Annotated in this window: 15 protein-coding genes; 10 read left to right on the top strand and 5 right to left on the bottom strand. The window is 43.1% G+C overall.

Annotation, left to right across the window (positions count from 1 at the left end; translation table 11 throughout):
* Window positions 1–4: 4 nt before the first annotated feature.
* Window positions 5–1627 carry a response regulator transcription factor gene (locus tag NSQ46_RS25455; protein ID WP_342575226.1) on the top strand — a complete coding sequence of 541 codons (1623 nt, stop codon included), beginning with the start codon at window positions 5–7 and terminating at the stop codon, window positions 1625–1627.
* Window positions 1628–1962: 335 nt separating this feature from the next.
* On the top strand, window positions 1963–2436 hold the full coding sequence (locus NSQ46_RS25450) for a hypothetical protein (protein WP_210095773.1): 474 nt from the start codon (window positions 1963–1965) through the stop codon (window positions 2434–2436).
* A gap of 44 nt (window positions 2437–2480) precedes the next feature.
* Here NSQ46_RS25450 and NSQ46_RS25445 read toward each other — a convergent pair whose 3' ends face one another.
* Both NSQ46_RS25445 and NSQ46_RS25440 read right to left on the bottom strand, forming a co-directional pair.
* On the bottom strand, window positions 2481–3269 hold the full coding sequence (locus tag NSQ46_RS25445; protein WP_342575224.1) for a DUF4367 domain-containing protein: 789 nt from the start codon (window positions 3267–3269) through the stop codon (window positions 2481–2483).
* Complete coding sequence (locus tag NSQ46_RS25440) at window positions 3262–3837, bottom strand: RNA polymerase sigma factor (RefSeq protein ID WP_342575222.1); 576 nt, start codon at window positions 3835–3837, stop codon at window positions 3262–3264. The genes NSQ46_RS25445 and NSQ46_RS25440 overlap by 8 nt, the downstream gene beginning before the upstream one ends.
* A gap of 371 nt (window positions 3838–4208) precedes the next feature.
* On the opposite strand from NSQ46_RS25440, the gene NSQ46_RS25435 reads away from it, so the two are divergent.
* On the top strand, window positions 4209–4667 hold the full coding sequence (locus NSQ46_RS25435; RefSeq protein WP_007131082.1) for a hypothetical protein: 459 nt from the start codon (window positions 4209–4211) through the stop codon (window positions 4665–4667).
* Window positions 4668–4735: 68 nt separating this feature from the next.
* Here the strand turns inward: NSQ46_RS25435 and NSQ46_RS25430 are convergent, their stop codons facing one another.
* On the bottom strand, window positions 4736–6010 hold the full coding sequence (locus NSQ46_RS25430; protein ID WP_341034331.1) for a M56 family metallopeptidase: 1275 nt from the start codon (window positions 6008–6010) through the stop codon (window positions 4736–4738).
* 9 nt (window positions 6011–6019) lie between these two features.
* Window positions 6020–6394 carry a BlaI/MecI/CopY family transcriptional regulator gene (locus tag NSQ46_RS25425; protein ID WP_007131084.1) on the bottom strand — a complete coding sequence of 125 codons (375 nt, stop codon included), beginning with the start codon at window positions 6392–6394 and terminating at the stop codon, window positions 6020–6022.
* Between the two features lie 313 nt (window positions 6395–6707).
* On the opposite strand from NSQ46_RS25425, the gene NSQ46_RS25420 reads away from it, so the two are divergent.
* The 6 genes from NSQ46_RS25420 (at window position 6708) to NSQ46_RS25395 (ending at window position 13860) form a co-directional block, all read left to right on the top strand.
* Window positions 6708–7037 carry a nucleoside triphosphate pyrophosphohydrolase gene (locus NSQ46_RS25420; RefSeq protein WP_341341521.1) on the top strand — a complete coding sequence of 110 codons (330 nt, stop codon included), beginning with the start codon at window positions 6708–6710 and terminating at the stop codon, window positions 7035–7037.
* 329 nt (window positions 7038–7366) lie between these two features.
* Entirely contained in the window at window positions 7367–8911 is a 1545-nt protein-coding gene (locus NSQ46_RS25415; protein WP_342575219.1) for a hypothetical protein, read from the top strand.
* A gap of 21 nt (window positions 8912–8932) precedes the next feature.
* Window positions 8933–9967, top strand: a complete 1035-nt coding sequence (locus NSQ46_RS25410) for a hypothetical protein (RefSeq protein WP_342575217.1) — start codon at window positions 8933–8935, stop codon at window positions 9965–9967.
* Between the two features lie 262 nt (window positions 9968–10229).
* Window positions 10230–10670: a hypothetical protein gene (locus NSQ46_RS25405; RefSeq protein ID WP_342575216.1), complete on the top strand. Its 441-nt coding sequence runs from the start codon at window positions 10230–10232 to the stop codon at window positions 10668–10670.
* Between the two features lie 53 nt (window positions 10671–10723).
* Entirely contained in the window at window positions 10724–13279 is a 2556-nt protein-coding gene (locus tag NSQ46_RS25400) for a DUF4268 domain-containing protein (protein ID WP_341341525.1), read from the top strand.
* A 17-nt stretch (window positions 13280–13296) separates the two neighbouring features.
* Window positions 13297–13860, top strand: coding sequence for a hypothetical protein (locus NSQ46_RS25395; RefSeq protein WP_342575214.1), 564 nt, complete (start codon window positions 13297–13299; stop codon window positions 13858–13860).
* A gap of 62 nt (window positions 13861–13922) precedes the next feature.
* Here NSQ46_RS25395 and NSQ46_RS25390 read toward each other — a convergent pair whose 3' ends face one another.
* A complete protein-coding gene (locus tag NSQ46_RS25390) occupies window positions 13923–14150 on the bottom strand; it encodes a hypothetical protein (RefSeq protein WP_342575213.1) in 228 nt (75 codons plus the stop codon).
* A gap of 257 nt (window positions 14151–14407) precedes the next feature.
* Here NSQ46_RS25390 and NSQ46_RS25385 point away from each other — a divergent pair, with 257 nt between their 5' ends.
* Window positions 14408–14758, top strand: coding sequence for an HIRAN domain-containing protein (locus NSQ46_RS25385; protein ID WP_342575212.1), 351 nt, complete (start codon window positions 14408–14410; stop codon window positions 14756–14758).
* The last annotated feature ends 63 nt before the right edge of the window (window positions 14759–14821 follow it).

Raw genomic sequence — 14821 nt, 5'->3', positions numbered from 1 at the left:
TCAGATGTGGAAGATAGGAATCGTGGATGACGACCGCGCCGTGCTGCAGGGAATCCGCAAAGCCATCCCGTGGGATGAACTGAATGCAGAGTGGGCGGGGGAAGCATTGAACGGGGAAGAAGGGCTTGAAATGATTGCATCGGCCAGCCCCGACATCGTGATTACCGATTTATACATGCCTGTCATGAACGGTCTGGATATGATCGAGCACCTGCGGAAGAACGCCGGTTATACGGGAAAAGTGATCATTCTGAGCGGTTACTCGGACTTCGAATATGCCCGCCAAGCCTTGCGTCTGGACGTAAGCGATTATTTATCCAAGCCGGTCAGCCTTCCGACGCTGAAATCCGTGCTACACCAGGCGATATCCGATTTGGAGGAGCGTGAAGAGCTGCGCAGCAAGCAGGATGAGCTGCTCCAGAAGCTGCATCTGTACGAGCCCTTCGTCGAGAAGGAGTGGGTCAAATCGGCCGCAGCCGGCACCCTGCTGCAATCAGGACTCCAATCGGAAATCCCGGAGCCCTATCGGTATTGGTCCGATCACGATCATACGGTCATCGGCATCGAGCTGGTCTACGACCAACGGGCAGCCAAATTAAGCTTGCCGGACTGGAGCCTCCTTCGATTTGCAATCAGCAATATGGCGTGCGAAATTACCCAGGCGGCATTTCCATGCTTCGACCACACGGATCTCCACACCAACCGCTCGGTGGTCATTATTCATCATGACCGAACAGAGCCTGCCGAGCGAGTGCGGCAGCGGCTGGAGCAGCTGGGTGTCCGATTAATCGACTGTGTGCGGAACTACTTGAAGCTGAAGATTCGGATCGGCATCGGTGAACGCAAGAGCAGCATAAGGGATATCGGCATCTCGACGGAAGAAGCCTTCCGCGCGATCGATGTGACTTCCCGGCCGGCGGTTCCGGAGCATGAGCTGTATTTCTACAGTGCACAGGAGCCGGGCAATGCGGAGGCCAAGTCTCCGGTGCGTCCCGTTAAGCTATACCTGGAGCTGGCCGGCGCGATTCGTACCTCACAGGAGAATCAGGCACAGACGATTATAAGGGATTATATGAAGCGGCTGGAGCAGGAAGGGGGCATCACCAAACCCTACGTCGGCATGCTGGCCGGCGAGCTGTGGGGCATTATCGCCTTCGCTTTCTATGAGACGGGGACCATCGTTGACGATATCTTCCCGTATGACGGCATTACGCGCGAAATGGCGAAGCTGCAGCGTCCCTCCGAGCTTGCCGAATGGCTGATCACCAAGATCGGGCTCGTATTCGGCAGCCGCGAATGGGGCGGGAACGGAAAGCATCGCCAGGCGGTCGACTTTATGATCGATTACATTCACGAGCACTATGCCGAGGACCTCACGCTTGGGGGACTGGCGGATAAGGTATATATTTCGAGAAACTACTTGTCGATGATTTTTAAGAACATGACCGGAGAGACGTTCAACAATTACCTGACCCGAGTACGGGTCGAGAAGGCCCGTGAGCTGCTGATGGAGAAAAATGCGTTGGTTTACGAAGTAGCAGAAAAGGTCGGATATAAAAACGTTCCGTATTTCAGCACGGTATTCAAGAAATTCACGGGCATGAACCCGACGGAGCTCGTGAAATGATTCTGGGGAGGCGTTAAGAACTGCTGGAAGACTGGAGAGAGCAAAGGAATGGCGTGATGGGGAGCAGGGGAGCCGCAAAGGAGTGGTGGCGCAATGTCATCAATGCGTATTTTTATCGGAAATCGGGATCAAAGATTAACATCATCGAAGATTAACATCATCGAATGATCAACTCATGGTGGTGAGGACCTTGAATTCAACCTAGGTCGAATTCAAGGTCTTTTTGTTATTCGTGGCTGAGGAATTACATTTTCTTATCCGAAATAAAAATTGCGTCATATTTGATGGGGATAAGTCGTTTTAATAGTAAAGGAAAACAGAAAGGATGAAAACGAATGAAGAAAATAGTTTTGTCTTTTTTATGTTTCGCCATGCTACTGTTGTTCTCGGCGCAGTTAGTTTCAGCCGAATCGATGGATGAAACGCAATCCCCGTCCGATGACGAGCTGCCGCTAACGAATTATTCCCTATTCGATCCGAACTACAAGTATTTGAACAACGGAGGGACAAGTGTTAGTAATATTGGAAATTCAAAAATTAGCATTTCAGGATATAGCACAGCCAAGCAGCGAGTAGATACCATCGGTGTACAATTGACTCTGCAACGATGGACAGGCTCAAGTTGGGTGGACATTTACCGCAGTCCCAAGGCAGAGTTAGCAACTTCCTCAAATACATACACGGAACATGAGGTTACGGTAGCCCCAGGCTATTATTATCGCTCTAAATCGTCTCATTGGACGCAACATGGAAGCGTAAAAGAAGAGGGGACGTTATATTCGGGATCAATTCTAATTCCAGACAGGTGATAACAAAAAGTAGCAGGGTTCCTTAAGTACCTGCTACTTTTTGTTTACTGTAAAGATTCCGCAACTGAAATGATTTCCTCTTCAGCCAAGACCCCAAAGATAGATCGTTTAATATGATCGGCGGTGACCCACTCTAAATGGGTTAAATCGGGATCTTGAATAATCAGAACTGCTTTATAACCGTTAATGACAGTATCCTTAATAATGGCCATGGCATGGTTAATCGTTGTTTTCTCCGGGGAGGAATTCTCTCGAATCAAGTGCTGATTGAATTGAAGGATCTGTCCTTCTCCATAGACGTATTCCATAAAAACCGTCCGGTACTCCCCGTCAGAATCCTGGAATATACGGACAGTTTCTAAAGCATAACCGGCTGGTAAATAGGTAGGAGAAACCAGAGTGAACATGACCTTTCTTCTTGCATCATTCAAACTTGTTTCTTCCATACGGCCTTCTCCGCGTGGAGGAGGCGAAATTATAGCGTCTGGTGGTGGAGACGACGTTTTAGCTTCAGGATTTTGTTCAATATAAGGTTCAGGGTCTTCAAAGAAAATATCGATAAAGTTCTCCTGTACTTTTTTGACAAGGCCTTGGAACTGGGAATAAGCGGTAGGCAAGTCTGTCGTTATGAAAAAACTAATCAGCAAAGATGCACAAGCGACCAACGCACCTATTTGGAGTCGCCTGATCCAACGTCTGCGTGTTCTTATTTTATCCAGCTGAGCTTTCACTTCTATCCATGATTGGGTATCGTCTGGAATGTCCACGTCTTGATGGACGTCCTTTAACCATTTTTGCAAAAGCTCATCGTTGTGTTTGAATTCATCATTCATCGGCATCAACCCATCTTTTTGAAAAATAGCGGTACAATTTCTTTCTGGCTCTGACCATCGTTTGGGCTAAAGCTTGCTCGGTTTTACCAAGCTCTTGTGCAATTTCTTTAAACTTTTTCTCCTCGATGTAATACTTGAACAAAGCCTGACGATACTCGGGGCTTAACTCATTAAGGGCCTCGTGAAGTATCTCGTTTCGAATCTGATCTTCCACCTGTTCGGCTACTGTAGGGTGAAAGGAAGGAGCCTCTAAATCAATAACGACTTGAGGCTCCCTTAGATGACGATACTTTTTATTCTTTTTGAACAAATCATAGGCGTGATTTCTAGCGACTTTAACGATCCAGGCCTTGAGATGCATAGTGCTTTTCAGTTGCGGGGCTTTAGCCACCACCTTGTAGAATGATTCCTGCACAACATCCTCAGTCAGTTCATGACTTCGTGTCAGAAAGAAAATGTCCCGATAGACTAAATGCCGATAAGCTTCATAGGCTAACCTTTGGGCCTCGTGGTCTAAATCAAAGAAATTGCTGCGTAAGAAATACAACCATTGTTCCTCCTGCTCCACTTATACCCTCCCCCGTTTAACTCTTTTACTACTAGTTATAAGTACCTAATAATCATTCCATCTTTAGTAAAATACTAACATAAAATAACATTAATTTCCTAGATTAAGTCATTGAAATATTTTTTAGAAAAAACAGTCATATTTTCCTAGTATAAGTCGTTATAGTAGTAGATTAGCTCTTTTTGATTAAACAGGCATCTTAGAGACTGCCTTATTTCTAAGAGCAAGAGACAAGAGGCTGTGCACTAGCATAAAGACATTTGCTATTAGAAGCGAGGTGGCACACAAAGTAATAAAGGGGGAGGTGAGTTCTTTTAGGGGCTAGTCTATTGTTTATTGTTTTCTATTAAATTCTAAGGAGGATTTTCAGTATGAAAAAGCTACTTACTGTTGCTCTGACATTGGTAATGATGATGACACTCTCCATTTCAGCTTTTGCTTCTTCTCCTGAATTGAAAATTGAGGAAAAATCCAATAGCAGCGTAAACGGTAGCGAGACACATGCTAACATCGTTAATGATGAAATAGGGGTATTTGCTCGATACAATATTGACTGGAATATTCCTGCTGGATATGATGAGTATGGTGTAAGCCAATTCAGTATGAGCAAGGGCAATACCGTTGAATATAATATTAGCTGGAGTCCACGTGCAGGTTTAGTACGTGTTGGATTATACGATAGAAATTCTGGTAATTTCTATTGGGAAGAAACAGATTCTAGACCGCCTCTCAGCGGCAAAATTACAGTACCTTATACGAGTGTCTGGAGCCTTGCAGTCGGTAATCTCTCTGATCAGCGAATTAATGCAACTGGTTATTTTATTTATTAATCTTCTTAGTAATAGCGCCACAAGAAAAAGCCCACGACTATTTTCGTGGGCTTTATTTTTCACTAGATTTATTTGAGCTTATCAATTACTTCAGAAGTGTAAATTCCATCTTCTTTAGTAACTTGAGTCTGTTCGGCTGGTGTGAGTTTTTCATAAGGAACCAAGTTGTCGTAACCTTTAGGCTCATAAAGCCCCAATTCTTTAGTTACTAATTCTTTCTCATCAGGTAAAAGAGCGTCATACTTAAAATAATGTATGCTTTGGGAGATTGTATTTGATGCAGAACCACCGATCTCTTCAATGGTTTGATTAGTAGCATCGTTTATCGTTGCTTCAGCTTTGATCTCAGGTGAATTTTTTGAAGCCCAAACGGCTGTAGATGCCCCGATTGCTCCAACAGCAATGATTGCCGTTGCCGCAAAGATTACGGTTTGTCTTTTCAACTTCTTCACACTAAGCATCATGATCAATCTCCTTTTCAATTGTTTGCCGTCACTGGATAAGAAGGCACAGAATTGCATGGGTAAATTCCTTGACCCTTCCATGACGTTCAAGATCGTCTCCCCATAGCGTTTTCGCTCGGCATAAGACATCTCTTTTACGACTTCTTCATCGCAAGAAAGCTCGCTCCATGTCTGAATGTCCTTGCGAAGAATGTGGACTAAGGGATTAAACCAGTGGATGGCGGACGCTCCCATCGCAAATGCTTTGACCCATATATCTTTCCGTTTTAAATGGGTCAGCTCATGACGGATCACCATACTCATATCCATATCCGCCGTATTTTCCATAGGGAGGTAAATAGTCGGTTTCCATAGCCCGACAAGGACAGGACTCCGAACAGCAGAACTGTATGCAAGATGAACGTTGCTGCGCATGCCTAGAACTTCCTTCATTAAGGTAAGTTGTCTGGCAGCTTCACTGTTCTCTGGAACGGGGATGCGAGTTTGCTGTAATTTCCCTACAAACGTACGATAGCAATACACCTGCCACACTGCAAAAACTAAAGCTCCGATCCCCCACATACTCAAAAAGGCAAGAGCAATATCAGCCGAAAAATTCAGTTCCGGGATAACCACTTTGGATAGATCAGGCTGTATTTGCTGCACACTCATAGGTAAACCGGATAAAGAAGGGTTTTGCTTCGGAGTAAAGAGCAACCCTAGAGACTGCAGAACAAGAGCTACGGGCAAAAGATAGAAGCCTACGGACATTTTGCTAAGTCCGTAACGCCACTTTGTAGGGAAGGCATCGGTGGGTAATAGACGCAACAACAGAATACAAGCTACAACGACACTACCCGCTACATTCAACGTAAACAGCAGTTCAAGAATGGTATTCATGAATGGCACCTACTTTCCCGAAAACCATTGCTTCAGTTCCACAATATCTTCATCCGAAAGCTTGTCACCGTCATACAGGGCCGCGATTAAATTTTTCACCGATCCTTGATATATTTCGTCCAGAACATGCTGCGTCTCGGCCAGTTTGTATTCTTTCGGTGTGATCAGGGGCGTATACTTGTTCGTTCGGCCATGCTTTGTTGCTTTAAGCGCTCCTTTATCAACCAACCGCGATAGGAAGGTGGAGATCGTTTGCGCTTTCCACTCCTTGCCCCGCCCAGCGAAAATATGCAGTAATTCGGTCGATGTGACAGGAGGGTCGCATTCCCAAATTACCTCCATGAGTTCCATTTCAGTATCCGATAGCTTTTGAATTTGGTTCACGGTGAACACCTCTTCAAATCGTTATGCGTCCATAACGAATCGTATTACTACACTACGTAGTGATTATAAATTACTACGTAGTGTAGTGAGTGTCAAGCAAATATGACATAAGATTTACCATGATGTGTAGTGAATGGATTGCGAATAAGGTGTAAGTAGTGAGTAGATCAAGAGGTTGGGTTGGTGGGGAGCTACTCAGTGAATTGATTTGGGTTGAGCCTAATCAAGGGATGCAACCGACAATTAAGCTTCCTTGGTTCATGGATTTGATACAATGGGATTACATAATTAGCCATGTAAAGGATGGGAATCTATGCCGGTTTACAATAAGCTAGTTCGGGATCTGATTCCCCAAGTCATTGAAGCTACAGGCAAAGAATTTCGCACACGGATCTTGGATGAGGAAGAGTATAAGAAAGAACTGATCATAAAGCTCAAACAAGAGTCGGAGGAATACTTTACTGCTCAAATTTCAAAAGAGTCGCTGGAAGAACTTGCAGATATGCTTGAGGTTATCCGGGCGTTGACAGTTGTTCACGGGGCAACATGGGAAGAGCTTGAGGCCTTGAGAGAGAAGAAGGCGGAAGCTCGAGGCGGTTTCCAGGAACGGGTGTATTTAATTGATGTTGAGGACGAGGCTTAATGTCATTGGGGCGGATCATGAAGGAACTATTAGTATTGGGCGGCAATATGAAACATGTGAAATAATAACTCGCAAGGGCACGAACGACCGGAGTAAAGGTCATTCGTGCTTTATTTATATTGTCCAATGTGGTTTGCTCAAAATTTGAATGGGAACGAATATTCGCTGACAGAGTCATGTCAAACACCGACTGTAGAATGAGAAATGTTAGCAAACCCTACTTAACAATAATTTAGTTTTTTATCCTTGATACTTTGTATAGGAGGGATTTACTGGATTTTGTCGAATTAGTTCGATGTACCTATAACAGTGCTGTGAAAGGTTATTTTATGGGGAATACAGAGAAGGACAAAGGTCATAGCGGTTTTATTGATGCAACTATAGGGGCTGCAACAACAGAAAATATTGAACGCTATGGTCAAGCGGCATCGGAATTTATTAAAGGCTATAAAGGGTCAGTTGATGCTAATGGCGATATTGTAAGGAAAGGGCTCAAGCAGGTAGCTGAGTCCAAAGTTAATCCGGATTTTGAGTACCAGAATATAAAGCAGCAAGCTGGTTTTTCAGCCGAAATCCATTATGTTGATAAAACGAACGCCGAGAATATCATCAACAAAAGTAATACTCGCGTTCATCGATCAAATGACATAGGAAGAGGAAACGACCCACAATTCGACATATTGTCAGTCGATGACTCCGGGAACCCTTCGTGGGGAGCTCAGATGAAGTTTTGCGGCAAGTTTGGAACTCCTGAGGAAATAAGAATTAGCTCTGAAAACTTAGTAGATAAAATGAGCGGCGATAAATGGGAGAGGTATAGGGGCAATGACGTTCTAGTTCCGAAAGAGCAATTTGTGATCGCCAAAAAGTATGCCGAAGATCAAGCCAGCAGCTTATCTGAACAAGCCGAGAAATTTAGAAGCCAGGGTCAATTCGATAAAGCTGAGCTATTAGAGCAGAAGGCAGAAAAATACCGCCAAGTATCGAGTGATTTGAAGGACAGTGGGATAACATCCAAAGAAGCGATATTCCTTCGTGAGCATCCCCAACTGGCGACAGCGAAGTATGTACTGGAAACTGCCCATCGATCAGGGCTTGAGAATGCAAAAGGTGCAGCCGTCGTATCTGCAGTCATTTCAACAGTACAGAACGTCACAAGTTTTATCCGAGGCGAGAAACAGGCAGTGGAAGTGATAAGGGATGTGGCCAAAGATACCGCAGCTGGAGCAGCTTCCGCGTATTTCATTGGTGCGACCGATACTGCAATCAGGGGGTTCATGGGAGCAAGCAAGAACAGCGTCTTTGTTAATCTGTCAAAAACCAACATGCCTGCAATGATTGCAACTGCGACAGTCCAAGCAGGAAAATCACTATTTCGATATGCCAAAGGTGAAATCGATAGTCTTCAGCTTGTTGAGGAGTTAGGTGAAAAAGGTACCGGCATGATGGCAGCGAGCTTTGGTGCAGCCGTAGGGACAGCGATATTCCCAGGTGTAGGAACTGCCATTGGGGGGATGGTCGGCTATCTAGCAAGCTCGTCCATATATATGGCATGCATGCAGACCCTTCAGGAAGAACGGCTTTCTATTGAACGAAGAAACAAAATTCATACCATCGCAACAGCCGCTAAGGAGGCGATGGGTAAGCAGGGGAACGAGCTGCTTGAAATGGTAGGAAAGTTCTACGCTGATAGGCAAAGAGTCTTCGCGGAATCCCTTTCCATGTTAGAAACTGCAAGTCGGATTGAAGATATGGAGTTATTCACTCAGGGGCTGAACAACATTGCGGTTGAAATGGGTGGGGCCCTAAAGTTTAAGAATTTCACAGAGTTTGATCGTTTTATGTCTGAGAAGGATGCAGTTTTAGAATTTTAACTTTATTGAGGAGGGCAATACATGCCACTACCATTAATCCCTGCAATTGCTGCCGGACTAGCAGTTATAACAGCGGCGGCAGGAGCCAAAAAAGGATTTGAAGCAAAACGGGACATGAATAAAGCAAAATCCATTAATCAGACATCGCAGGAGATTGCACAAGAAGCGGAAGAATTTATTGCAATGGCGAGAGAAAGAACAAATGAGGCTATTACTGAGCTTGGGCAAGAGAAGATTCGAATCCTGACAACGTCGATCAATGAGTTTATAAGTAATTTTGAGAAAATTAAAAATATCAACCTTAAGAACAGTCAAGGTATTGATGAGCTTAAAAACTTCAATCCAACTAGTGAGAGCTTTAAACAGTTGAAGGAAGCATCGTTTGAAGCTAAAAAAATTGCAATGAATGGGTTAGCGGCAATTGGTTCAGGGGCTTTGCTCGCTTATGGTACATACAGCGTGGTTATGAGCGGATTAGGTGGACTTATAGTCACCGCTACGACTGGCACTGCAATAGGCACCCTTTCAGGCGTAGCAGCGACGAATGCGACATTGGCTTGGCTTGGCGGAGGGGCGTTGACTGCAGGAGGGTTAGGAGTAACCGGAGGCATGGTTGTTCTAGGGGGGCTCGTGGCTGGACCCGCACTTGCCATTGGCGGAGCTATTTTTGCAAGCCAAGCGAAAACTGCTTTAAACGATGCATACGGCAATTACGATAAAGCCAAAGCCTTTAAGAAACAGGCAAGGAATATCGGCATCGCGTTGAAAGCAATTTTTACTCGGGCGAACCAACTTACAGAATTATTGAAAAAGCTAGACGTTTTCTTTGCCTATCAAGTAGGTGTGTTACGTGACATCATCCATTCAAAAGGGGTCAATTGGCAGGACTATTCCAAGGCTGAACAAGAAGAAATCTACAAATGTGTTCAAATGGCTCAAGCCATTAAGATCATCCTTGACTCGTCCCTTCTTAAGCAAGAGGGGCAATTGGATGAAGCGACAGATTACGTGCTTGAGAACGGTAATAAATATCTCGATATGCTAATGCAAGGATAGCATGTTTCATTGCGACCAATGCGGATTGTGTTGTAAGCGGGTAGGCATAACCGATCAATACAAACATCTGGATCGGGGGGACGGCGTATGCCTTCATTTTGACACTGGGACGAATCTGTGCAGCATCTACAAAGATCGTCCCGTCATATGCAGGGTAGATGCATCATTCGAGTTGTTTTTTCAAGATCAGATGACTATAGAGGAATTCTATGAAATTAACTATAAGTCATGCGAAATGTTAAAGGGATTGGAGAGTCATACAATGAGTGATTTGAAGTCTGCACTGGTTGCAAAGTTTGAAGAAATTTTCGGTTATACACCCGGCGATGAATATGCTCCAAGAGTTAAAAATGCTCGCGAAATTATTTGCCAAGGTCGATATAGCAAGGATGAAATGATTGATATCACCGATACGAGTATCTTTAGCAACGGGAAGTCGGGTTTAGTTCTGACCGTCGATTCGGTTTGCGTGAAAGATTCGGGCAACTTCACGTCCAAGTTTATCGCGAAATATGAAGATATAGAATCCACGTACATTAAAGAGGAAAGATTCCTCGGTGCCGATCTATCGGCATTAGAACTTAATATGCGATACGGTGCTAAGTATCAAATCAGCATTAAAGCAATTAGCAGGAACAAATTAATGAAATTCATAGACTATGTAGCTTCACTCTATCAAGAAGATGATACGTTGGAGTGGTGACATTAGATAATTGATATTTTTACTCTTAAGAGGAACTAAAAAGGGGATCAAGCATGAGCGACCTACAGTCATTATCTGAATTGTTTCAAAATAAATTGTTTCGTATTCCAGACTATCAAAGAGGTTATGCCTGGAAGCAGGATCAACTCGTAGATTTCTGGGATGATATCGTAAATTTGCAGGAAGACAGGTATCACTATACCGGCCTGTTGTCATTGAAGGCAGTTCCAAAATCTGAATCAAAAGGATGGAGCAATGATACGTGGCTGCTGGACTCCGGATATAAAGGATACCACATTGTTGATGGCCAGCAGCGTCTTACTACCTTCTCGATTCTCGTGAATGAGATCGTCTTATTCGTTAAGAATTTAGAGTTTAATGCGGAAAAAAATGATGAGGAGATCGTTCTTTGCTACCAAACGCTGAAAGCGATCCGTAATAAATACATCTCGCAGAAACGGCCGCCTCAAAACCTTATTACGACCTACCTTTTTGGGTATGAGGCTGACAATCCAAGCGCTGATTATCTTATCTATCAAGTATTTGAGGAGCCTTATAGCGGTGCCGTAAATGAAACCTACTATACTCAAAACTTAAAATATGCAAAAGAGTTCTTTTTTGATTGTTTGCAAAAGTTGTATGAAGACGAGGGTATGGATGGCATAGAAGTCGTGTTTCGTAAAATCACATTACAATTGATGTTTAATATTCATGAAATTGAGGATGACTATGATGTTTTTGTAGCCTTTGAAACGATGAACAATCGCGGTAAAAAGCTGACCAATCTTGAACTGTTGAAAAATCGTCTGATTTATCTGACTACTCTATATGATACCGATAAATTGGATGCGATGGATAAAGCAGAATTGCGCAAACAAATTAATGAGGCGTGGAAGGAAATCTATTACCAGCTCGGCCGCAATCAGAATTCACCATTATCGGATGATGAGTTCTTAAGAGCTCATTGGATTATGTATTTTCAGTACTCTCGTAAGAAGGGCGACGATTACATAAAATTTCTACTTAATAAGTTTTCTTCTAAGAATATTTTTGATAAGCAGATCGTGGCCATTGGAGAGGATGTTCCAGGAATTGTTGATTCGGATCTTGAGGAAGACGATGATGTTCCACAACCTACGGAGTCTGAAGTAGAAACAGTTACAACAATTAGCAAACTTGAGCCTAGTGAAATAGCAGCCTATGTTAATAGCTTGAAGAGCGTTGCGAAATATTGGTTTTATACATTTTTCCCGGAACTTAGTGAGTTAACACATGAAGAGAAGGTTTGGATTGAACGTCTCAATCGAATTGGGATTGGTTACTTCAGACCACTTGTTGCAGTATCATTAACCCCGGATGCCAATACCACGCCAGAAGAACGTGTCGATTTCTTCCGTGCTGTAGAACGCTTTATCTTCTTATCATTCAGAATGGCGGCATTCCAGTCGAGTTATAAGAGCAGTGATTATTACCGAAAGACCCGCGATGTTTATATCGGTGAACTTGCCTTAAGTGAGGTTACAGCGTCCCTGATGGAAACGTCCACGAATGATATGGATTTTGCGATCAAGAACTTCATGACCCGGATCGATAAACGTTTTTCAAATGGCGATGGATTTTATGGCTGGCGCGATCTTCGATATTTGCTTTTTGAATATGAATTTAAGAAGGCAGAAGAAACAGGGATTGAAAAACTTGGATGGATGCCATTTACAAAGGTTGAAAAAGACAAGGTGTCAATTGAGCATATTCTTCCTCAGACTCCAACAAAATGGTACTGGAAAAATCAGTTCCGTCAGTATACAGATGACGAGATAAAAATATTATCGGGTACACTTGGCAATTTATTGCCGTTGTCGCAGAGCGTAAACTCTGCTTTACAGAATGATAGTTTTGTAGATAAGAAATCTTCAAAGAGCAGCGGACGACGTGGTTATGAGGATGGATCTCACTCCGAAATCGAAGTGTCTCGGGAAGTAGATTGGGATGCTCAGCGTATATTAAAACGTGGCATTAAGCTTCTGAAATTTGTTGAGACTCGTTGGAACATTCAATTTAAAGACGAAGCGCAAATGATTGATCTGTTACACCTATCCTTTGTCAATGATGGCCGTGCGGATGTCCCTGAACTGCCGAAGCCTGATTCTGAAGAGTCGGCCGCCCTTGTTTCTGAAACAACAAGGGTACTTTCTGATCGACATTTTTTAAGGATGGATTTCTGGACAAATTTTGTACAGTACTGTCGCGATCATGGACGTGGGGATGATATCGCATCCCGAAAACCATCATATGACGATTGGTACGATGTAGCGGTTAATCATCCGGAGTATCATCTCTTCTTTCAGCTTGTCAGAAGGAAAATACTGCGGATTGGGATTTATGTTCATCGCCCGGAGTATTTTGCATTACTCGAATCGAAAAAGACGGAGATTGAAAATATATTTGGGGATCCACTTGAGTGGTATACGAGCAGAGAAAAAAGTGTAGCCAAAAGAATTCTCTATTCTCTTGAAGCCGATATTCATAACCCAGAAAAGTATCAGCAGCATTTTGAATGGCTTGTCAGCCACTTTGATAAGCTTAAAAGTGCTCTTGATGCCGTTGAATAGTGATTGAGGTGACTCAGATGCTAGAACTAAAAAAGAGCATATTAGAATTCTTTAGGTACGTTCAAGAAAGCCATATTGAAATTTATAATGAATTCAGCCTGCAACATGAGTTGGGGATTTTTCTAAGAGAAAGTCTCCCCCAATACAAAGTTCAGTTTGAGCGTAACGTTTCGTATTTTTCAAGCAATCGTAACACGATCAAAAAGGAAATCGATATATCAATTTTTTCAGTGGATAAGCTGGAGAAATACGCGATTGAGTTGAAATGCCCTCTAAATGGACAATATCCGGAACAATTATACTCCTTCACGAAAGATATTAAATTCATGGAAGAGTTGAGGCGACTAGGGTTCACTAAGACGGCTTGTGTTGTTCTTGTATCTGACAAACCGTTTTACCAGGGGAAAAACAATAATGGCATCTACAAATTTTTCAGAGAGGAGTATGCCGTTTACGGTGAAATATACAAACCGACAGGCTCCGGTAAAAATGAAGAATATATTACTTTAGAGGGCAACTATAAGGTTGAATGGAATGACTTAAATGCTCAAAGCAAATTCTATGTTATAGAAATAGAATAACGGTTTAAAATCTTGTCGACCCAAGCCCCCATCAGGAATGATGGGGGCTTTATGTAGAATTACTATTCTTTCGGTATCACAAACTCCGATAAGTTTATTCCTTTATTTACTTCCGTAGCATAAGAGTGATTTATACCTGAGAAACCAACAATTTCCTTAATACTCAGATGGTTGGTAAGAATTACATCTGCATATTTAATTCCAAAAAGATGAATCATGGTCACCTGTCTTCCATGCGGGGCGCGATTATACATATCGCTTAATATTTCTCCTAATTTTCGTGCGTCCAATTTAATCACTCCTATCAGCAATAGTAAATTGTTGAATAATGACATAATTCTAGACAACAAGTATTGAATCCTCTTATACAGCAGTATCCTGCTAAAACCTTCACACGTCATTCGTGTGAAGGTTTTTTAGTTAGAACATGCATTCGCTGACAAACAGGTGTTCATCCTGAGCTTTAAAATAAGCTTATCAATGATCGGGGTTGAATATCCGGAATACATAAATACAGTTTCGGGTTAGAAACGGAGAGTAGATATGCATGGAACAAAGGTTTATTGCAATTACCGGGACATCGCATTATTTCGGCGCAAGTTTTTTGAAGCCGGGGATGGTCGTGCAGCTCATTAAAGATCCGGGCAATCCGTATGACGAGGAGGCGATCCAGGCGGTGATTCCTCCGCTTGGAAAGATCGGCTACGTTGCGAACAGCACGCATACAGTGCCTAAGGGATGTCGGAGCGCTGGTCGGATCTATGATTCATTTGAACAACAAGTTTACGGTGTGATCCGGTTTATTGTGAAGGATTTGGCCATTGTTGAGCTTATGGAAGGAATAGCATCACTCGATATATTCCTCCAAACAGAACATCAATCTTTTCCCTGGAAATGAGGAAAATTGGCGTATTTTGTTTTTTGTTGCGGATTTAGGAAGGGGACAATGGGAAATTTGGCG

Origin of the sequence: Paenibacillus sp. FSL M8-0142 (assembly GCF_038597315.1) — a bacterium.
Lineage (GTDB): Bacteria > Bacillota > Bacilli > Paenibacillales > Paenibacillaceae > Paenibacillus_AQ > Paenibacillus_AQ lactis.
The sequence above is the reverse complement of the archived record's forward strand: the minus strand, read 5'-3'. Positions and strand labels throughout refer to the sequence as shown.